The 19,604-nt window shown below is 46.8% G+C and carries 20 protein-coding genes; 4 read left to right on the forward strand and 16 right to left on the reverse strand.

Features of this window, described 5'->3' with window-relative positions; translation table 11 throughout:
• Positions 1–208 precede the first annotated feature (208 nt).
• The 7 genes from trpA to trpB form a co-directional block, all read right to left on the reverse strand.
• Complete coding sequence (trpA, locus tag Q0502_RS02285; protein ID WP_298646634.1) at positions 209–994, reverse strand: tryptophan synthase subunit alpha; 786 nt, start codon at positions 992–994, stop codon at positions 209–211.
• A 129-nt stretch (positions 995–1,123) separates the two neighbouring features.
• Positions 1,124–1,735, reverse strand: a complete 612-nt coding sequence (locus Q0502_RS02290; RefSeq protein ID WP_298646637.1) for a phosphoribosylanthranilate isomerase — start codon at positions 1,733–1,735, stop codon at positions 1,124–1,126.
• Positions 1,736–1,872: 137 nt separating this feature from the next.
• Entirely contained in the window at positions 1,873–2,661 is a 789-nt protein-coding gene (gene trpC, locus Q0502_RS02295; RefSeq protein ID WP_298646640.1) for an indole-3-glycerol phosphate synthase TrpC, read from the reverse strand.
• 141 nt (positions 2,662–2,802) lie between these two features.
• A complete protein-coding gene (gene trpD, locus Q0502_RS02300) occupies positions 2,803–3,798 on the reverse strand; it encodes an anthranilate phosphoribosyltransferase (RefSeq protein ID WP_298646643.1) in 996 nt (331 codons plus the stop codon).
• 179 nt (positions 3,799–3,977) lie between these two features.
• On the reverse strand, positions 3,978–4,556 hold the full coding sequence (locus Q0502_RS02305) for an aminodeoxychorismate/anthranilate synthase component II (protein ID WP_298646645.1): 579 nt from the start codon (positions 4,554–4,556) through the stop codon (positions 3,978–3,980).
• Positions 4,557–4,566: 10 nt separating this feature from the next.
• The gene (locus Q0502_RS02310; RefSeq protein WP_298646648.1) at positions 4,567–5,973 is read right to left on the reverse strand and encodes an anthranilate synthase component I family protein; all 1,407 of its coding nucleotides are present in this window, start codon (positions 5,971–5,973) and stop codon (positions 4,567–4,569) included.
• A gap of 83 nt (positions 5,974–6,056) precedes the next feature.
• Positions 6,057–7,244 (reverse strand): tryptophan synthase subunit beta, encoded by a 1,188-nt coding sequence (trpB, locus tag Q0502_RS02315; protein WP_298646650.1) that lies wholly within the window; start codon positions 7,242–7,244, stop codon positions 6,057–6,059.
• Positions 7,245–7,736: 492 nt separating this feature from the next.
• Between trpB and Q0502_RS02320 the strand changes: the two genes are divergently transcribed.
• Together Q0502_RS02320 and Q0502_RS02325 are read left to right on the forward strand one after the other, a co-directional pair.
• A complete protein-coding gene (locus Q0502_RS02320; protein ID WP_298646653.1) occupies positions 7,737–8,489 on the forward strand; it encodes an SDR family NAD(P)-dependent oxidoreductase in 753 nt (250 codons plus the stop codon).
• A gap of 96 nt (positions 8,490–8,585) precedes the next feature.
• Positions 8,586–9,536, forward strand: a complete 951-nt coding sequence (locus Q0502_RS02325) for a helix-turn-helix transcriptional regulator (RefSeq protein WP_298646655.1) — start codon at positions 8,586–8,588, stop codon at positions 9,534–9,536.
• A 208-nt stretch (positions 9,537–9,744) separates the two neighbouring features.
• Here Q0502_RS02325 and Q0502_RS02330 read toward each other — a convergent pair whose 3' ends face one another.
• Complete coding sequence (locus Q0502_RS02330) at positions 9,745–10,821, reverse strand: metallophosphoesterase (protein WP_298646657.1); 1,077 nt, start codon at positions 10,819–10,821, stop codon at positions 9,745–9,747.
• Between the two features lie 238 nt (positions 10,822–11,059).
• The gene (locus tag Q0502_RS02335; RefSeq protein ID WP_298646659.1) at positions 11,060–11,251 is read right to left on the reverse strand and encodes a hypothetical protein; all 192 of its coding nucleotides are present in this window, start codon (positions 11,249–11,251) and stop codon (positions 11,060–11,062) included.
• Between Q0502_RS02335 and Q0502_RS02340 the strand changes: the two genes are divergently transcribed.
• Together Q0502_RS02340 and Q0502_RS02345 are read left to right on the forward strand one after the other, a co-directional pair.
• Entirely contained in the window at positions 11,250–13,790 is a 2,541-nt protein-coding gene (locus tag Q0502_RS02340) for a prolyl oligopeptidase family serine peptidase (protein WP_298646662.1), read from the forward strand. The two genes, Q0502_RS02335 and Q0502_RS02340, sit on opposite strands and share 2 nt — an antisense overlap.
• 221 nt (positions 13,791–14,011) lie before the next feature.
• A complete protein-coding gene (locus Q0502_RS02345) occupies positions 14,012–14,854 on the forward strand; it encodes a glycoside hydrolase family 16 protein (RefSeq protein ID WP_298646664.1) in 843 nt (280 codons plus the stop codon).
• Between the two features lie 15 nt (positions 14,855–14,869).
• On the opposite strand, the gene Q0502_RS02350 is transcribed toward Q0502_RS02345, so the two are convergent.
• The 7 genes from Q0502_RS02350 to rplT all read right to left on the reverse strand — a co-directional run.
• Positions 14,870–15,655 carry an RNA methyltransferase gene (locus tag Q0502_RS02350; RefSeq protein ID WP_298646667.1) on the reverse strand — a complete coding sequence of 262 codons (786 nt, stop codon included), beginning with the start codon at positions 15,653–15,655 and terminating at the stop codon, positions 14,870–14,872.
• Positions 15,656–15,748: 93 nt separating this feature from the next.
• A complete protein-coding gene (gene trxA / locus Q0502_RS02355) occupies positions 15,749–16,210 on the reverse strand; it encodes a thioredoxin (RefSeq protein ID WP_298646670.1) in 462 nt (153 codons plus the stop codon).
• 161 nt (positions 16,211–16,371) lie between these two features.
• Complete coding sequence (locus Q0502_RS02360) at positions 16,372–16,875, reverse strand: pyridoxamine 5'-phosphate oxidase family protein (protein WP_298646672.1); 504 nt, start codon at positions 16,873–16,875, stop codon at positions 16,372–16,374.
• Positions 16,876–16,882: 7 nt separating this feature from the next.
• Positions 16,883–18,004: a glycoside hydrolase family 43 protein gene (locus Q0502_RS02365; RefSeq protein ID WP_298646675.1), complete on the reverse strand. Its 1,122-nt coding sequence runs from the start codon at positions 18,002–18,004 to the stop codon at positions 16,883–16,885.
• 197 nt (positions 18,005–18,201) lie between these two features.
• Positions 18,202–18,693: a PIN domain-containing protein gene (locus Q0502_RS02370; protein ID WP_298646677.1), complete on the reverse strand. Its 492-nt coding sequence runs from the start codon at positions 18,691–18,693 to the stop codon at positions 18,202–18,204.
• Positions 18,683–18,913, reverse strand: a complete 231-nt coding sequence (locus Q0502_RS02375) for a helix-turn-helix domain-containing protein (RefSeq protein WP_298646679.1) — start codon at positions 18,911–18,913, stop codon at positions 18,683–18,685. The genes Q0502_RS02370 and Q0502_RS02375 overlap by 11 nt, the downstream gene beginning before the upstream one ends.
• A gap of 491 nt (positions 18,914–19,404) precedes the next feature.
• Positions 19,405–19,604, reverse strand: a 200-nt coding sequence (rplT, locus tag Q0502_RS02380; RefSeq protein WP_298646682.1) for a 50S ribosomal protein L20, incomplete at its 5' end; no start/stop codon positions are given.

Consider the following 19,604-nt stretch of genomic DNA (forward strand, 5'->3'; position numbering starts at 1 on the left):
ATAGACGAAGGACGTTCACCGGCAAAGAGCCTACGCGGCGGCCGGCCTTCTCGAAAAAGATGGCGCTCAACGTCCAGCAGACAGCCGTCAGCAGTGAGGCCAGTTCACCGATATGGGATTGGAAAAGCATTTAAAAATCCACCTGCCCCTACTTATCGGAACAAATGGCCTACAAAGGTAATATCCACTAAACAATTTTGCTCCATCGTCATTGAAAAAATGAATTTTTATTTATTTCCACTAATTTTTCTACTGCTTCGTCGATCGTCTTTTCACTAGCCAGCAATGAGATAAACTTGCTGCCGATGATCGCTCCCGAGGCTTCACGGCAGGCTGCGTCAAACGTTTCCTTATTGGAAATACCGAATCCGATCAGGCGGGGATTCTTCAGCGGCATCGCGTTCACCCGGCGGAAATAGGCCAGGTTATCATCGCTGAAACTGCTTTTGGCGCCGGTCACCGATGCGGTCGAGACCATATAGATAAAGCCGGAAGTATGTTCGTCGATCAGCCTGATACGTTCTTCCGAGGTCTCAGGAGTAATAAGCATGATGATATACAACCCGTATTTTTCAGCTACCGGTTTATAAGAATCCATATATTCGGCAAACGGCAGGTCGGGGATGATCAACCCGTCGATGCCGCACTTCACTGCTTGCGCGCAATAGTTATCAAACCCGAACTGCATGATCGGGTTCAGATAGCCCATCAGCACAAGCGGGATAGATACCTCTTCACGAATACCGGCCAGTTGCCGGAAAAGATATTTCACACTCATCCCATTGTTTAGTGCCTGAGTGCCGGACGCCTGGATCACCGGTCCGTCGGCCATGGGATCGCTGAACGGTACGCCTATCTCTATCAAATCCACACCCCGCTTTTCGAGTGCTTTGATCACCGTGACGGTATCATCGGGCTGAGGATATCCGGCAGTAAAGTAAACCGACAGGATACCGCTCTTTTTTTCTTTAAACAATCGATCTATTCTGTTCATTATCCGATTTTCTATTTGAATTTATTTTACTATTTGTCTTCTGCCCGTATGCTTAACGAAAATGTTCGATCTCATCAGACTTTTTCCAGTGATAACATAATGCGAATAAATTCGTCTTCTGTATATCACTTATCGAAAAAGTCCTATAAACATCTGTAATGATTGTACGTTCTTGAGGGCGGGCGAGATCTCAAAACCGCTATTCAGGTCGATACCGATACATTGTGGATGTAAAAAAGCTTTTACAGCTGCCGCATCTTCCGGAGAAATACCGCCGCTCAACAGGAAAGGCGTTCCGCCCCGGTAATCCGAAAGCATTTCCCATCCGAACTTCGTGCCTGAACCTCCATACAGCGCTGTGCGTGTATCGAAAAGAAAATAGTCGCAATACCCTTCATAACGTCCCGCCAGTTCCGAAGGGAAAGGCTTTTCCGTAGCGATTCCGAATGCCTTGATCACAATAAAACCTTTTTTTTGTAACGCCTTGCAATCGTCGGGAGACTCCTCACCATGCAACTGAAGGATCTCCAATCTGTTTTTTTCAGCCAGTGCTAGAAGCCGGTCGGTATCTTCATTCACAAAGACACCCACTCTTTTCACACTCTCCGGTATGTAAGGCAACATCTCCCCCACATAACGGGGCGACTTCGGATAGAAGATAAATCCCATCCAGTCCGCTCCCAGTTGTTCCACCTCGCGCACGTTCGCCTCTTCGCGCATGCCGCATACCTTAATAATCATATTTTCAATTAGTTGCTATCCGGTTTACCCCATTACTCGTTCACTGCATTCGCGTGAGTGATAACACTTCACACTGTGATTCGCTTCGCATTATTCATTCCCTCCGACTGGGTTATTCCCAAGCTACCACCGAATGTCTACGGCATAATCTGACCGATAAATTCCTTCAGGCTTTGTCCGGGATTACCGCTCTTCATAAAATGTTCCCCGATCAGGAACCCCTGGTAGCCTGCCTCCCGCAGTTCCTTCACAATCCGGGCATCCGATATGCCGCTTTCCGAGATCCATACCGCCTCTTCCGGAAGAAGGGCAGCCATTCTGAACGACTTCCGCAGATCGGTCACAAAACTTCCCAGGTTACGGTTGTTGATACCGACAAGGGTGTTGAGCGGGCCGATATGATCGATCTCCTGCTCATCATGTAGTTCGAGTAACACCTCCAGCCCCAACTGATGCGCCAGTTCAGTAAATCGTTTACACTCTTCCTGTGTAATGGCCGCGGCAATCAGGAGCGCTGCACTTGCTCCGAAGAGTTTGGCTTCGTACAGTTGATATTCATCCACAATAAATTCCTTCCGCATCACCGGTATCTCCACTCTCCCAGTTGCCTGTTGCAGGTCGTCCACCGTTCCGCCAAAATATTTCTCATCCGTCAATACCGACAGCGCCGCAGCGCCTGCCGACGCGTACGCCTTTGTCACTCGGTTCACATCGGCGGTTTGATACAACCAACCCTTACTCGGCGAACGCCGTTTGAATTCGGCGATAATGCCTGACTTTGAATTCTCCAAAGCCCCTTTCAATGAGTAAAAAGGAATGTGGGCTACCGCAAGCCTATTTCCCAGCACGGATAGAGGCAGCCGCTCCTTTTGTTCTGCAACCTCTTTCTTTTTGTGAGCGATGATCTCGCTTAATATATCTTTCATATATTTTTTAATGTGTGAATGTGCCAATAGTTAAATCAACATTCTGAGTTCTCCGTTCCAATTTCTGAGTTCCAATTTCTCACTTCTCCGTTCCAATTTTCAATCAACAAATCATTAAATCGTTAAATCCTCACATTGATTTCAACTATTCAACTCAATAAACTTCTCCAATATTCTCAACGCTTTTTTGCCGTACAACGAATCTTTGGCAATCTCAAGGCACTCACCGATCGGTTTTTCCTGCTCAATCGTCTGAATACCAAAAGCGGCATTGATCAACACCGCGTTCATCTGCGCACGGGTCGCGCGGGTATGCAGCACATCCCGGAAGATTTGCGAAGCCTCTTCAAGCGTATTACCTCCATACAGTTCCTCCTGGGCAACCCGCTGATAGCCCAATTCTTCAGGGATATAAAGTTGCTCTCCCTTATTGGTGACCACCTTGAACTGGCTTGTAAGGGAGATCTCATCGTAACCGTCCATGCTGTGCACGATACAGAATTTCTTCTTCTCCTCCTGATAGATATAACCGTATAACCTGGACATAGCCAGGTTATACACCCCCAGCATCTGGAATTCGGGCTGTACGGGATTGACCAATGGTCCCAGCACATTGAAGAAGGTACGGACCCCCAGGCTTTTCCTTACCGGTGCAACCGCTTTTAGAGCGGGACTGAACAGCGGGGCATGCAGGTAAGCCATATGACAATCATTGAGGCTTTTTCGCAGCCTGTCACTGTCAGTAGTGAACTTCACCCCCTGCTGCTCAATCACATTACTGGCGCCGCTGATAGAAGTGGCTCCGTAATTACCGTGTTTCACCACGTTGTAACCTGCGCCGGCTACCACGAAACAAGCTGTGGTAGAGATGTTGAAAGTATTCTTACCGTCTCCTCCCGTTCCTACGATGTCGAGCGGGCGGTAAGCGGACAGATCTACTCCCACCCGCATATCGAGTAGTGCATCACGGAAACCCATGATCTCATCCACCGAGATACTCCGCATCAGGAAAGAGGTGATAAGCGAAGCGATCTGCGTATCGGCCACTTCTCCGTCTATAATGGAAAAAAGCACCTGTTTGGCTTCATCGCGTGAGAGGTAGTGATAGTCGAACAGTTTATACAGTATTTCTTTCATTTTTTCAGAATAAAGAGTAAAGAATAAAGATACAAGATTTGGGATGTTTGATTTGGGATTTGGGATTTGGGATTTGGGAGGTTGATTTGCAGATTTACTGATTAACCGATTAGGAGATTAATTTATCGTTAAATCATCAAATCAACCTGCCCCCCTTCCCACTTAACCACCTTAACACATCAACAAACCGGTTCCGTAATAAAATTCCGGATAATATGGATTCCTTCGGGGGTGAGTATCGATTCGGGATGAAACTGCACGCCATGCAGGTCGAGCCTCTTATGCTTCATCGCCATGATACTGCCGGCCTCATCCCGTGCGGTAATCTCCAGTTCCTGAGGAAAGTTCTCTCCCGATACGATCCAGGAGTGGTAGCGTCCTACGAGGATCTCTTCCGGCAAACCCGTAAAAAGATAATCGCTTCCGGTAATCTTCGCCGTGGTCTGTACACCATGGAAGACAAACGGGATATTCTCCAGCGTAGCGCCGAAAACTACTCCGATTGCCTGATGTCCGAGACATACACCCAATATGCTCTTCGTTTCGGCATATTGTTCAATCAGCGGCAGCAACAAGCCCGCCTCTTCGGGGATACCGGGGCCGGGGGAGAGGATGATCCTGTCATACTGCGCTACGGACGCAAGATCTATCTTGTCGTTACGGATCACATCCACCTCGTTGCAGCCTAACGACTTTACCGCATGCAACAGGTTGTAGGTGAACGAATCGTAGTTGTCTATAATAAGTATCTTACTCATTGCAAAAAAATTAGGCGTTATAGAGTGTGACCGCCATATCAATGGCTTTTTTCAGTGCCCCCAGCTTACTGTTTACCTCGCGCAACTCATATTCATCGTTGCTTTGCGAAACGACACCCGCCCCGGCCTGATACCATAACTCGTTGTTTCTGCTTACAAAAGTACGGATGGTGATGGCCTGGTTCAGACCGCCGTTCAGTCCGACAAAACCGATGCATCCGCCATAGGCACCCCGGTTATGCGACTCAATCTCGGAAATAAGCTGCATGGCGCGCACCTTGGGCGCTCCCGACAGTGTCCCGGCCGGAAAAGTATCAAAAAAGGCTTTGATAGGATCGGCATCCTCATTGAGCTGACCGCTCACACGCGACACTAAGTGTATCACGTGCGAATAGAACTGAGGCTCTTTGAAAAAATCGACCTCCACATCGTGGGCATTCCTGCTCAGATCGTTGCGTGCCAGGTCCACCAGCATCACATGTTCGGCATTTTCCTTGGGATCGTTCAACAGGAAATCCACCGATTTCATATCTTCCTGGTAATTACCGGTCCGTTTCGTGGTTCCTGCAATCGGATCGATACTGATGTGCGACCCGCGGATCTTGCAGTGCGTCTCGGGGGATGAACCGAAGATACGGAATCCGCCGAAATCGAAGTAGAAGAGATAGGGCGAAGGATTGATGGAACGCAGCGCCCTATAGACCTTGAAGTCGTCGCCCGAAAAAGACTGTATGAACCTTCTAGAAAGTACGATCTGGAAGATATCGCCACGCAGGCAATGCTCCACTCCGCTGCGCACATACTGTCTGTACTCCTCATCGGTAATAGTGCTCCGCTCCGCTCCCTCGGTGAAGAAGTTATAGGTGGCAAAATTGCGTTGATTGATCAGCGACTCCACTTTATAGAGGCTGCTTATCTCATTCTCTTCCAGTAGTTCTAGAAGGGTGATCTCATCGGTAAAATGATTGAATACCAGCAGATACTTGTAGAGGATATAGAGCATATCGGGAGCATCATTCCGTGCTTCTTTGCTTTCGCGGATAGCGATATTCTCGGTATATTTCACACAGTTGAAGGTGGTATAGCCGAACAACCCGCACTGTTCTTTTTCGTCACCCGTCACCTCAAAGCGGTCAATAAAGCTGCCCAGCGCGTCGGAGATGGTAAAATTATCCGACAGCGGCCTTTGCTCCTCTTGGTCCCCCGGGGAAAGAAATGTGCACACCCCTCTGTTCACCTCCACCCGTGCAACAGGCTTCAGCGCGATATAGGAGACGCTGTTCTCATTGGCGTGAAAATCGGAACTTTCCAGAAGGGCCGATTGGGGATAGGCGTCCCTTACTTTCAGGTAGATACTGACCGGCGTATGCAGGTCGCCCATTATTTTTTTACTATTGGTTTGGAATTTCAGTTTCATACAATATATTGATTTGCTGATTGAACAATTTATTGAGGGGATGATTATTTATTGGCAAATTATCACATTGGCACATTGGTATATTAAAACTGACCGGCATACTTAAAATAGGTCTCCAGATCCTTTTCACCCCTTCCCGAGAGTGTCAATACCACGACATCGCCGGGAGAGAAGGTAACCTTACCAAGTGCAGCCAGAGCGTGGGCAGATTCTAAGGCGGGAATGATCCCTTCGTTCCGGGTAAGCTCAAAAGCAGCCAGAAGTGCCTCATCGTCATTGACGGCCAACACCTGCGCACGCCCTGTGGATGCGAGATGGGCATGGATAGGTCCAATACCGGGATAGTCCAGTCCGGCAGAGATAGAATAGGGTTCAGTGATCTGCCCGTCTTCGGTCTGCATCAGGAGCGTCCTGCAACCATGCAGCACACCGGTGCTGCCCAGATGAATGGTCGCTGCCGACTCGCCGCTCTCCACGCCTTTTCCGCCTGCTTCCGCCAGCACGATACGCACCCTCTCGTCATCGAGATAATGGTAGATAGTCCCGGCTGCGTTGCTTCCCCCACCGACACAGGCAAAGAGATAATCCGGATAGTCGCGTCCCTCTTCTCTGGCCAGCTGCTCCTTTATCTCGCGGCTGATGACCGACTGCAGCCGGGCCACCATATCGGGATAGGGATGCGGTCCTATCGTAGAACCGATGATATAATGGGTATCGCCCGGATGGGTACACCAGTCGCGTATCGCCTCATTAGTGGCATCCTTTAGCGTCATATTGCCCGAAATGACCGGCACGACTGTCGCCCCTAACATCTCCATCTTCTTCACATTCACCTGCTGGCGCTCCACATCGGTCTTTCCCATGTAAACGGTACAGGGCATCTGCATCAGTGCGCAGACGGTAGCGGTAGCCACACCATGTTGTCCGGCGCCCGTCTCGGCGATAATACGCGTTTTACCCATCTCACGGGCAATCAGTATCTGCCCGATGGTGTTGTTGATCTTATGCGCTCCTGTATGGTTCAGGTCTTCGCGCTTCAGGTATACCTTGCAGCTATATCGTTCGGAAAGCTGTTTCGAATGGTACAACGGCGAAGGACGCCCCACATAATCGCGGAGCAGTTGTTCAAAATTCCGCCGGAAACGTTCGCTTTCCATAATGCGGAGGTACGACTCTTTCAAATCGGTCACGCATTTGTGCAGGATCTCGGGAATATACGCCCCGCCGAACTCCCCGTAATACCCTTTCTCGTCTATGGTAAAATCTTGCATAGTTCAAACTGTTTAATTATGAAAAAAGCCCGTCGCAGGATTGCGACAGGCTTTTATATATTTTTGATGTACTATAAACGCACGATGCTCTTCCTTACGACTTTTTGAGTTGTAAGCAGCGCCACCAATATCCGTTTAAAAGCAAATTGTTCATTTCTTGTAAATTCTGTACGCAAAGAAATATATTTTTAAAATAAGATGCAACCATTTTCCGTATTTTAACATTATAGTCAACCAAAAAAGAGGCAAATACTTGTACGACACACTCATTCAGGTTTTATTTTTACAATCCTATTGGCCTCTTTGAAAACCTGACAAACTTATCTTCCATTATCCGGTGGACATTCAACAATAGAAAGTCAAATTTACCGCTTGGCTGATAATTGCGATTTTGACCGTGCGTTGGATTACAATTGGACACTCATTTCCGAGATTTGGATAATTCATTTCAGTCCGCATTTTCTACTTTTGCTCTGAAAAAATAAATGAATTATGGCAGAAAAATTAAACAACACGGTTGCACTTGTTACAGGTGCTTCAAGTGGTATCGGAAAAGCCACTGCAATTCGCCTTGCTTCGGCAGGTGCAAAAGTGGTTCTTGTAGCACGAAGAATTGAACGGCTTAAAGAATTGGAACAACAGATCAAAAATGCAGGCGGGGAAGCATTTCCCATTGAAGCAGACCTTACAAAGGTAGATAAAGCCAATGAAGCCATTGCAAAAACGATTGCAAAGTTTGGCAGACTTGACACGCTTGTAAATGCGGCAGGCGTTATGAATAACGGTGCTACGCTTGAACGCACACTTGAAGAATTGGAACAAATGATTACCGTCAATTTGAGTGGTTTATTGTACATCACAAGAGCGGCATTGCCACACCTTATTGAAGCAGTTGCAACAAGCCCACGCAAGGTTGTGGACGTGGTAAATATTTCATCCGTTGCAGGACGTTTTGCAACAGCACAGGTTGCTGTTTACAATGCAACAAAATTCGGTGTAACGGCAGCAACAGAAGCGTGGCGACAAGAATTCACAAGACAATCAGTCCGTTTTTCGGTCGTTGAACCGGGTGCAGTAGATACAGAACTTTGGGATGAAGAGGGTTGGAAAGTTTTCAATGACCTGTTTGGAAAAGTGGAAAGCCTACACGCAGAAGACATTGCAGAAGCAGTTGCGTTTATTGTAACCAATCCAAGACGAGTTGCCATCAATGAAATCGTTGTTAGACCAACAGACCAAAAGTAAGGCAGTTAGGGCTGTGTTGGTTGTTGCAGTTGCCTGTATGGTCTCATTCATACTTCTTTTGGGCTTTAATAATTTCTTTTATGAGCTTTAAAAATAATGGAACGCAACAAATTTATTAAATTTGTAACAATGAAAGAGCAAAACAAACCATATCATATTAAGAGCATACAGGAAGAACAATTATTTTGGGGCTTACCGAAACCCAAGCACCCATTAGTTAGCGTATTCCGATATAGCGAAAATTTCAAAGCACAACCAACATTGCCCGAACGCCGCACTTTTGGTTTTTATGCTATTTCAATCAAGAAAAATTATGCAGGAAAACTAAAATACGGACAACGGTATTATGATTTTGATTCGGGAGTAATGACGTTTATTTCTCCCAATCAAATACTATCGCACAAACAAGGCGATATAACCCCGACAGAGGGCGTAACATTACTTTTTCACCCCGATTTTTTGGCAGGTTATCCATTGGCAAAGACCATAAAAAATTACGGTTTCTTTTCTTATGAAGTAAGTGAAGCATTGCATTTATCCGAACAGGAAGAAGAAATTATGGAAAATATTTTCAAGAACATTGAAAGAGAATATCAATGCAATATAGACCCATTTAGCCAGGACGTAATTATTGCACAAATTGGGTTGCTTTTGCAATACAGCAATCGTTTTTACAATCGTCAGTTCATTACAAGAAAAATTGCCAACGATGAAATTTTAATCCGTTTGGAAAATCTTTTGAATGATTGTTTTAATGACGAAAATATTTCTGAAAATGGTTTACCAACTGTACAGTTCATTTCAAACCAGCTAAATATTTCGCCAAATTATTTAAGTGATATGCTGCGGAGTATTACAGGGCAAACCACCCAACAGCACATTCACAATAAACTGATTGAAAAAGCAAAGGAATATTTGACTTCAAGTAATTTATCTGTTTCAGAAATCGCTTATCAGTTAGGTTTTGAATATCCGCAATCGTTCAATAAATTATTTAAAAAGAAAACCAAAATGTCGCCTTTGGAATTTCGGCAGTCGTTTAATTAATATTATGCTATTCACTTTTCACATCTAAAACATTTATCACATCAAATTAAGCTTTTAAAAAAGTAATTTGAGCCTCACAGCAAATTGTTGCGAGGCTTTATTTTTAACCTTGTTCTTTGATTTCCTACTCATTCCTGTGATATTACTGAACTCTTGTCCCGAGGAATGAGAGCGGACTAAAGGATACTCCATTTCAGCCAAAACGGATTTAATCCAGTTCGAAGGTGAATTCGTCGTGGGGTTCGGTTCTCCACGCATATTTCTGCGTAGTAGGGGATATGGCGAACAAGGGAGAGAAAGTCTTTACCTTCACGGTTTTTCCGTCCGGTAAAAATTCGAGGATCCGCAGCCAGCCGTCGCCGCCGTTCCCATGCCATCCACCTCCAAGGGCCTGGGCGTTGAACACCATCTGGCTCACTTTCTTTCCTCCGGCATTTTCATCCACCCTGAAAGCGATATGGCCTTTGGGATCGTCAGGTTTCCCTATATGGCCGGCAAAAACCATTTGGATATTTTTCGAAGGCTGCACTAATTTCTGCCATATGGCTTCCCCGTAGTTCGGGCCGGGTAGCTCATAACCCTCATGCACGATATGTTTATTATTACTATCCATATAAGAGTGCGTGAGCAGGATCACGGTATGATCCTTATACCGCTCTTTTCCAATTACGCCCCTAGCCCACTCCAGCGCCTCGTCACGCGGAGCGAACTCCAGCACAAGCACCAGGAATTTTCTTCCGTGCGGGCTAACAAACTCATAAGTGGCGTCCGCCAGCGTAGGCCTTCCTTCGGCATTCAACCCCACGTCGCGGAGCATCTTCTGATTCAACCGGTTCTTGTTGGGGGGAAAATATTTGTCGAAATGGGTATCCCTGCTTTCAGCGCTAAGAATACCATAATCGTGGTTACCGATGGTAAGGATATAAGGGAGCTGTCCATCCAGCCGCCCGAAAGCCGCGGATACGGCTTCCCACTGGGATACACTCGCCTGGTTTGCAACCCTGCCGTCGGGATTGAACAGATCATTCTGTTCCACCAGATCGCCGGTACACAGCACCATCTTTGTATTCAATGTTTCTACATTATTCGATACCCAGGCAAGCATCAGATCTAAAATCGGTTGGTTGTAATCGAATTTTATATACGTCTGCACATCGGGAAGAAGAACAAGGCTCCAGGAATCCGTATCGCTCAGCGACGGTTTTACGTAATCGCTCTGCTGTGCCGGGAGCTTATAAAATAAAACGGAGGTAACAAAAAAGAGTAACAATAACTTTTTAGGCATGATCGTTCGATGTATTAATTTTATGACAAAAGATAATGTAGAAATACCGATTTGCAAATATAATATCTCTTAAACGATTTTACCCCCTCCGGATTGAACAAATCTTCTCCTTTCAATCTGCTGTTATTTGTGAAAAACGAAGTTTTCTTGTATTTTCGCTGCATAAAAACAGATATTATGCAATTTACATCTTTCCTGAAAGCAATCCGTCCTCTCTTTTTCATCTTTTTGAGTACGGCTATGTTCGCACAGAAGAAAGCGCTGACCATTCGGTATATGACGACTGGAAAAGTCTCCAAAACATTTCTGTAAGCGACGACGGACGTTTTGCCGGAGCCATTGTCAGTCCGCAGGAAGGCGACAGCGTTCTTTTTGTCCGTGACCTGAAAGCCAACCGGTCGCTGACACTGAAAGGTGTAAACAGGTACATGCTTTCTCCCGATGGAAAATATACGGTAGGATTGATAAAAGCCCCTTTTGCCGAAAGACGGGAAGCACGGATAAAAAAGAAAAAAGCGGACGAAATGCCGGAAGACTCACTGGCTGTGATCCGCAACGACACGTTCGGCATTGAAAAAATAGCCGGTGTGAAATCGTTCAAAACCCCGGAAAAGATGGCTTTGCACATTGCTTACACCATAAAGCTGAAAGCCGATACGACAGGGCAAAAGAATAAATCGGCCAAACCGAAAGAATTGCTGGTGATCCGAAATATGGCCACCCACCACGAGGACACTGTTCCGAACGCAAAAGAGTACCTGTTCAGCAAATTCGGGAACGCATTGGTAGCCTTTATCGAACCCGATAAAAAAGATTCTACCGATATGCCCGGCGTACTGTTCTATGACCTGAAAAAGAATATTTCAACGCGTATCTCAAACGAAAAAGCGGAATATAAATCGTTCGCCTTTGACGAAAACGGCGAACAACTCCTCTATCTGGCGACGAGGGATACGTCGAAAATCGCACAGAAAATATTCGATGTCCGCTATTTCCGGTCCGGAAACGATTCGGCCATCGTGCTTGGCGACAGAAACGCTTCGGGACTACCCGAAAAATGGATTTTTAATGAATTCTCCGCTCCCCGGTTCAGCAAGAACGGCGAACGGGTTATCCTCGGAGCAGCCCCGCAGCAGGCGCCCAAAGATACCACCATCGTAGATTTTGAAACGGCAGCGCTCGACATCTGGCACTGGCAGGAGCCGTTGATCCAGCCTCAACAACTATCGGAACTAAAGAACAGGCAGCGCCGGACTTACACGGGAATGATCCTTCCCAGCCAGCCAAACCGGTTTATCCCCATCGCCAACGAAGAGATGCCTTACTGTACCGTCTCCGACGAAGGGAACAGCCGTTTTGCCCTGCTATGGTCCGACGAACCTTACCAACTCGAAAGCCAATGGGATATCTCTTCCAAAAACAATGCATGGGTATGGGATTTCCGGACGGGACAAAGGCAAACTGTCGCCACTCCCCTGCCGGGCAGGCCTCTAATCTCGCCGCAGGGCAATTTTATGTACTGGTGGGATGCCGCCGAACGGCAATGGTTTGTCTATGATAACCACGGGGCATCCGTCAGGAACATTACCGGGAATATCCCCGTCAATTTCTGGGACGAAAAGAGCGATGTTCCCTCTAATCCCGGCTCATACGGAATTGCCGCCTGGGGGGAGAATGACGAGTATATCTTTGTCAACGACGCCTTCGATATCTGGAAGATTGACCCCAAAGGGAAGAAAAAACCGGAGAATATTACCGGTCATGCCGGGCGGAATGACTCCATCACGTTCCGGTATATAAACACCGATCCGGAAAAACGCTTTATCGAACCCAAGGATGTACTTCTGCTTTCGGCTTTTAATCAGACATCCAAACAAGCCGGCTATTACACCCTCACGCAAAAAGGACGCAACCCGCTGAAGAAAAGGACAATGGAGGCATTTTCGTTTTCATCCGTTACGAAAGCAAAAGACAACGATCTGTTTGCATTTCAGAAAAGCAATTTCCATACTTCACCCGATCTGTACATTACCCACACTCTCTGGCAATCGACTGAGAAACTGACCGATATCAATCCGCAGATGCGCGATTATAACTGGGGGACAGCCGAACTCTTTTCCTGGACTTCATTTACCGGTGTGCCGCACCAAGGCATTGTATACAAACCCGAAGATTTCGATCCCGCCAGGAAATATCCGGTAATGATCTATTTTTACGAACAACATTCCGATAACCTGTACAACTACTTTTCCCCGGCGCCCAGCCGCTCCACGATCAATATACCTTTCTTCGTGAGCCGCGGCTATATTGTCTTTACGCCAGATATACACTACACGGTCGGGCATCCGGGGATGGACGCCTACAATTCCGTAGTGGCGGGAGCGGAGGCGCTGGCAAAAAACAGTTGGGTGGACAAAGAGAATATGGCAATACAGGGACAAAGCTGGGGCGGATACCAGGTAGCTTATCTGGTGACGAAAACCGATCTATTCAAAGCAGCCGGCGCCGGCGCTCCGGTATCGAACATGACCAGCGCTTACGGGGGGATACGCTGGGAATCAGGGAGAAGCCGCCAGTTCCAGTACGAGCAGACACAATCGCGTATCGGCGCGACCATGAACGATTCGTTATATCTCTATATCGAAAATTCTCCCGTTTTTTATGCCGAAAACGTCCATACGCCCTTACTGATCATGCACAATGACAAAGACGGGGCGGTTCCCTGGTACCAGGGTATCGAATATTTCATGGCGCTTCGCCGGTTGGGAAAGCCCGTCTGGATGCTACAATACAATAACGAAGCCCACAATCTCCGGGAACGCCGTAACGCGAAAGATCTTTCCATTCGTTTGCAGCAGTTCTTCGATCATTACCTGAAAGGGGCGCCGGCTCCTGTCTGGATGACAAAAGGTGTTCCCGCCATGGAAAAAGGAAAGACATGGGGGTATGAGATTGATGTAAAAATGTAAGGATGCAATGACATAACAACCTGGGAATTTGAACATTCATCCGCAAATAGGTGAATGGATTCAAATTATATCAGGGAAAATCTGGAAGATGCACTGGATCGTCAATAGGACGGATATGACGAAATAAATAAAATTATGTGGGTCTTAAAGTAAACATTAAAGCGATGATCGCTTGTTTTGGAAATAATTCCCGAAGCAAAGAATTTTTTTACAATTATATTATGACAAACAAATTACTTTTAATCACTCTTCTGGCGTCTTTTTTTATTTCCTGTAGCAATAAAGGAAGCAAGCAGTCCGATTATCAAACCATCACCACCCCTACCGGAACATGGCAGTTGGTTTGGGACGAAGAATTCGAGTACACAGGATTGCCGGATTCAACGAAATGGGGTTACGACACCGAAGGCAATAGTTGGGGTTGGGGAAACAACGAAGCGCAATATTACACTGCCGGCGATTCTACCAACGCATATGTGAGAGACGGCCTGCTGACTATCACGGCCCGTATCGACAGTACAGGCGGCAAGCGCTATACTTCCGCCCGGCTGAGAACCAAAGGGAAGGGCGACTGGCTGTACGGCCGTTTTGAAATCCGGGCAAAACTTCCTACCGGAAAAGGGACCTGGCCGGCTATCTGGATGCTTCCCACCGATTGGGCATATGGAGGGTGGCCTGCCAGCGGTGAAATCGATATTATGGAAAATGTGGGTTATGATCCCGATACCATTGTAGGATCGGCCCACACTAAAAGCTATAATCATGTGCAGCAAACAGAGAAAAATGCGAAAATTCATGTCCCGACATGCTATGCTGATTTCCATCTCTATGCCCTTGAATGGGAAGAAAACGAATATCGTGTGTATGTTGACGATACCCATTACTTCACTTTCAAAAATGAAGATACCGGATTTGCCGAATGGCCTTTCGACAAACAATTTCACCTTTTGTTGAACCTGGCAATCGGCGGAAATTGGGGCGGACAAAGAGGGATCGATGATTCACTTTTCCCGCATCGGTTCTTGATTGATTATGTGAGGGTGTATCAAAAAATTGCTCCATAATACAAGGGAAACCGGTTAAAACCCCCTCTGGCGCATCGCTTCAAATGTAAGCACGGCGGTAGATACCGACACATTCAGCGAATCGATTTTCCCACGCATGGGGATCTTGATTCGCTTTGCGGCATTCTTGAGCCAGAAATCGGATAAACCCTCCGCCTCAGTTCCCATCACAATAGCCGAAGGAGGGGTAAAATCTATGTCCTGGTAGAACTCCGCGGCTTGCAGTTCCGCCGCAAACGAACGGATCTTATGGGCCTGCAGCCACGCAAACGCCTCTTCGGAAGAGCAGACGGCTGTTTGCACGGTGAAAAGCCCTCCTACGCTTGAACGCACGACATTGGGATTATAGAGGTCGGTCTGAGGGTCACACACGATCACGGCATCCACCGCGGCGGCATCGGCGGTACGGAGGATAGCGCCCAGATTACCCGGCTTCTCCACCGACTCGAGTAGTATAAGGAAAGGGTTACCGGAAAGTTTCAGGTCGCCGAGCCCATGCTGTTTCGGTTTTGCCAACGCCACTACTCCGTCGGAGTTCTCCCGGTAGGCTATCTTGCCGAAGACCGGCAGTGAGATATTGAAAACAATCCCCTCCGGAAGTAAATCAAGCAAACCGGGATATTTTGTTTTTTCGAACATCTCACGGCATACGTACACCGCTTGGGGGAGATAACCGCTTTGCAATGCCAGCGACAGTTCCCGCGCACCCTCGATTATGAAAAGCTGTTGTTCCTTCCTTTCCTGGCTCTTCGACAATTTCACGATATTCTTTATCGCCGGGTTTTGGAGGCTCGTGATCATCTCTGTTTTTTTTCTGTGTATGGTTTCATCCCTTACTCATCCGGCTTAACAAAAAGTTCGCAGACTCTCGGTCAGGCCGGCATGAACGAGGGGTCAAAGGTTTATTTGATTGTCTTTTTTCAGCAGGAAGGTATCGATCACCTCCCGGAATGATTTTTTGGGTAAGGCTCCCATTCCCACCTGCGGCACTGCGTCCATGGGAATAAACAGGAACATCGGGATACTCCGTACGCCGAACAGACCGGCCAACTCAGTCTCTTTGTCTACATTGACCTTGTAGATATAGATCTCCTCACCATACTCCGCCGCCAGTTCCGCCAATATCGGGGATGTAATCCTGCAGGGGCCGCACCAGTCGGCATAAAAATCCACTATAGCCGGTTTATCGCCGTTATAGCTCCACTCTTCGGAATTTTTCTCATAATCGAACACCTTCTCCAGAAAAGTCGCTTTTGTCAACTCTATCGGTTTAGCGGTCTTTTTCTCCTGCGGCTCAGACGCGGAAGCAGAAACCAGTATTATCCACGCCGCGAAAATTATTGTAATTTTTCTCATTTTTGTTTTTTAAAAGTATGATTTGGATTGGATCAGTCACTGGTCATCCATCATTCATACCCGTGATGTGATCTTTTTTCTCTTTCCGTGAAGTAATTCATTCTTCCTTTTTCAAGGAACTTAAAACTGTCAACGATGTGATGATATATGACAAATACGGACTAAAACTGACTCCGGTCTTTATACTTGAACGCGTTCCTGGCCGACACGCCGAACTCCTTAGCCGAAACCTCATCGAGAGCCACTTTCCATATCTTCACATTCCTGACGGCAGGGGCGGAATAGCTGAACTCCCTGTCGGAGTATTGACACATGATGATATTCAACGCATTTACCTTTTCATCATAATCCTCTTCAAAAACCACCCTGCCGTGACAGATCACACTGTCTGCCCGCATCCGGTAGCTGCAGGCCACCTCTTCGTCCTGCCACACCAGGCCGGGATCGGTGCAGAAAGTAATACAGACTTGGGAATTTTTCTCTAAGATGGATATGGAATACCCTTCCTGCGCGGAATGCAGATACACCACACCTTTTTCATACCCGAAATTCATCGGCAACACATACGGTCTTCCGTTCTCATCAGCCATCCCCACATAGCAGAGTGGGCATGCGCGGATAACTTTCTCGATATGCTCCTCTTCCTCCACCGGATAAGTTCTCATACAGCCTTTACAGTTCTTTATTCGATGTGGACGGGCCGTCCACGGTGAGTACTCCGTTCTCATCGATCTTCATCTCATCGATAAAGACCACTCTCTCATCACCGGTCTTTTGGGTACGACCGTGATACACACAATACATTTTCTCCCCGTCTTTCGGCCAAACCACCATATTATGTCCGGTACCGGTCACCTCACCGCCGCTTGCGGTATTCTTTTCGAGCACCGGATTGTTTTCAGCCTTGACAAACGGCCCCAATGGATGGTCGGAAACAGCATAACCCACCGCATAATTCTCTCCTCCGAAAAAGTTGGCGGAATACATCATATATATCTTACCGTTATGCTCAAAGGCAAACGACCCTTCCGTCCAGCGGCGGTTGACCTCTCCGGAAGTCACCGAACGGCTCTCCCACTCCGTCTGCGGATCGGCCATGGTGGAAGGAGGTTGCAGAAGCAGCACCGGCTCGCCGATAATGGCAGTAAAATCGTTGGATATCTCTACGCCATACACCCAGCTCTCTTCGATCTCATCAAAGAGATCCTCTGCCCGTGCCCATGCGGCCACTTCACTCTCAACAGGGTTCTTGTAGCAGCAACGGGAATAATAGAGATAAGTCTTACCGTTGTGTTGCAGGATGTTGGCATCGATGATGGGATACCCCGGATCGAACAGCGGTTTGTCGGATATCTCAGTGAACGGGCCTGTGGGTTGATCGGCCACTGCTACCCCAATCCGGAAATTTTCCAGTTCATTGGTGGGATTTACTTTCCAGTCAGCGCTGAAGAATATATAGTAACGTCCGTCGATTTCATACACTTCGGGCGCCCAATAGTTCTTTACTGTCCACGAACCGGGCTGGTTGCCGGAGTACACCTGTCCTTCGAAATGCCAGTCGACAAGGTTATCCGAGCTATAGGCTCCAAATCCTTTTTCTACGCCCCCTGTGCCGTACATATAATACTTCCCGTCGGAAGCGGAGAGGATGAAGGGATCGCCAAAGGCCACCGGAAGCGGATTCGAATAGGTGACCACGCCGGAGGAGGTTTTACCCGTATTGTGGCAACCGGCAAAGACAACCGCAAGCAAAAGAGCGGGAAGCAACCTTCCCCATAGATCTTTTTTACCCATTAAATTTACGTTTTATTCCTGCGACCGATCTATCCGGCCGGGGATTTGTTTTTATACTACCGGAACAAAGATAATATTAACTGAACAATTTTATCGTATCTTAGCCGGACAAAACAGGTATTTGTCCCTTAGAAAGATTTTTTACTCTATCAAATTTTTCGGCGACTATTGCGGACAGAAGATACCTCTACCTTAATTTATCCGAACGGGGATTGATTTTTATGGAAAACCATGTCTGTAAAAGCCTGAATAGCTGTTTCAGAATCCGATTCGATAATATCCCCCAAAAAGTCATCCGCTGTCTTTACTTTTATCCCGAACGTGTCCAGGATCGGTTTGGGAAAATGGGTAATATTATTAGAAACAATGATATGCGCATGGATTTTAATGGCGGCGGCCAGCACATGGCGGTCTTTCTCGTCCGGTAGACTTAAATGCTTCATCAGCCCTTCATAATGTTGGACCAACGCGTCCGGAAAAGCCTGATCAGCTTTACGGACTCTTTTCTCTGCTTCTTCGGGTGAAACATCTTTTCTTTGCATTGCCTCTTTCCATTCATCAAAGGCATGCCTGCTCCATTTTGGCGTGTACAAGTCATAATGGGCAAACCAAAAAAACAGATCCCTGACAATTACCGGGTAAATCGCACTGGGATCCAAAACAGCAATAATTCGATCACTATGGGTCATACAGTCCTATCTCTTTGTCAAAATTCATGATGTCAACCAGATGTTTTTTCTGCTCTTTCTTCATTTGTTGTTTGTAATTTAAAACATCTTCGGATTTAATCCTTATATGCCTGCCGGCCCGTGTATGTTCAATTTTGCCTTCTTTCAGCAGTTTTACCACGAACGGCCGGGAGCAGCCCAATATTTCAGCCGCTTTTTGCACAGTAACTTCTATAGCCATTTGTATAACAGAAATAAGTTATAATTTTCTTGTTGCCAGCCAATACGCATGCCGGTATTATACAGTGTCCTTATATCCTTTTGTCGTAAGACCAGTACGCTGCCTGTACCGGCGCAATAACCCTCTCCCTGTCATCCTCAAATTTGACGGTACTCCCTTTGAAAACAACCTCCGCGTTGGATATAAATTAACTCTTCCTGGTTGAGATCTGACTCGGGTGAAGGTCATGCTTCCTACCAGTCTCCTGAACTGTTTCTCTTTCTTGAGGGCTTTCTAAAACAACCTTCGTCTTACATCCTGCACTATAAGTTTTTCCTTTCTTCATGACAACAAAATTAATATTATTTTTTAATGATAGGTGTTGTCTAAGATTTGGGATGAATTATAGAATTTCCACCTTCAAGGTGATAGGCATGCAGGACACACATAAAAAAAAGGAAAAACCTTTTCAGATTCTCCCTTTCTATTCCGGATCAACCCAGTGTGTAAGACTACTTCACCTTGTCCACAATAGCCTTGAATGCTTCGGGATGATTCATCGCTAAATCGGCAAGAACCTTGCGGTTGATTTCAATTTCATTTTTGTGCAGCGCCCCCATCAAACGGGAATAAGACATGCCGTATTCGCGGGCGGCGGCATTGATACGCTGTATCCACAAAGCGCGGAAGTTGCGTTTTTTGTTTTTACGGT

This window comes from uncultured Proteiniphilum sp. (genome assembly GCF_937873925.1).
Lineage (GTDB): Bacteria > Bacteroidota > Bacteroidia > Bacteroidales > Dysgonomonadaceae > Proteiniphilum.

Excerpts from the sequence above, each read along its gene's own strand:
- Q0502_RS02320 (WP_298646653.1), top strand. The coding sequence starts at position 7,737 with ATGGCAGAAAAATTAAACAACACGGTTGCACTTGTTACAGGTGCTTCA.
- Q0502_RS02335 (WP_298646659.1), bottom strand. The coding sequence starts at position 11,251 with ATGTACCTGTTTACACCTTTCAGTGTCAGCGACCGGTTGGCTTTCAGG.
- Q0502_RS02305 (WP_298646645.1), bottom strand. The coding sequence starts at position 4,556 with ATGAGTAAGATACTTATTATAGACAACTACGATTCGTTCACCTACAAC.
- Q0502_RS02330 (WP_298646657.1), bottom strand. The coding sequence starts at position 10,821 with ATGCCTAAAAAGTTATTGTTACTCTTTTTTGTTACCTCCGTTTTATTT.
- trpA (WP_298646634.1), bottom strand. The coding sequence starts at position 994 with ATGAACAGAATAGATCGATTGTTTAAAGAAAAAAAGAGCGGTATCCTG.
- Q0502_RS02370 (WP_298646677.1), bottom strand. The coding sequence starts at position 18,693 with ATGACCCATAGTGATCGAATTATTGCTGTTTTGGATCCCAGTGCGATT.
- Q0502_RS02340 (WP_298646662.1), top strand. The coding sequence starts at position 11,250 with ATGCTTTCTCCCGATGGAAAATATACGGTAGGATTGATAAAAGCCCCT.
- Q0502_RS02375 (WP_298646679.1), bottom strand. The coding sequence starts at position 18,913 with ATGGCTATAGAAGTTACTGTGCAAAAAGCGGCTGAAATATTGGGCTGC.
- trpC (WP_298646640.1), bottom strand. The coding sequence starts at position 2,661 with ATGAAAGATATATTAAGCGAGATCATCGCTCACAAAAAGAAAGAGGTT.
- Q0502_RS02310 (WP_298646648.1), bottom strand. The coding sequence starts at position 5,973 with ATGAAACTGAAATTCCAAACCAATAGTAAAAAAATAATGGGCGACCTG.
- trpD (WP_298646643.1), bottom strand. The coding sequence starts at position 3,798 with ATGAAAGAAATACTGTATAAACTGTTCGACTATCACTACCTCTCACGC.
- Q0502_RS02365 (WP_298646675.1), bottom strand. The coding sequence starts at position 18,004 with ATGGGTAAAAAAGATCTATGGGGAAGGTTGCTTCCCGCTCTTTTGCTT.
- Q0502_RS02350 (WP_298646667.1), bottom strand. The coding sequence starts at position 15,655 with ATGATCACGAGCCTCCAAAACCCGGCGATAAAGAATATCGTGAAATTG.
- Q0502_RS02360 (WP_298646672.1), bottom strand. The coding sequence starts at position 16,875 with ATGAGAACTTATCCGGTGGAGGAAGAGGAGCATATCGAGAAAGTTATC.
- trpB (WP_298646650.1), bottom strand. The coding sequence starts at position 7,244 with ATGCAAGATTTTACCATAGACGAGAAAGGGTATTACGGGGAGTTCGGC.
- Q0502_RS02345 (WP_298646664.1), top strand. The coding sequence starts at position 14,012 with ATGACAAACAAATTACTTTTAATCACTCTTCTGGCGTCTTTTTTTATT.
- Q0502_RS02290 (WP_298646637.1), bottom strand. The coding sequence starts at position 1,735 with ATGATTATTAAGGTATGCGGCATGCGCGAAGAGGCGAACGTGCGCGAG.
- Q0502_RS02325 (WP_298646655.1), top strand. The coding sequence starts at position 8,586 with ATGGAACGCAACAAATTTATTAAATTTGTAACAATGAAAGAGCAAAAC.
- trxA (WP_298646670.1), bottom strand. The coding sequence starts at position 16,210 with ATGAGAAAAATTACAATAATTTTCGCGGCGTGGATAATACTGGTTTCT.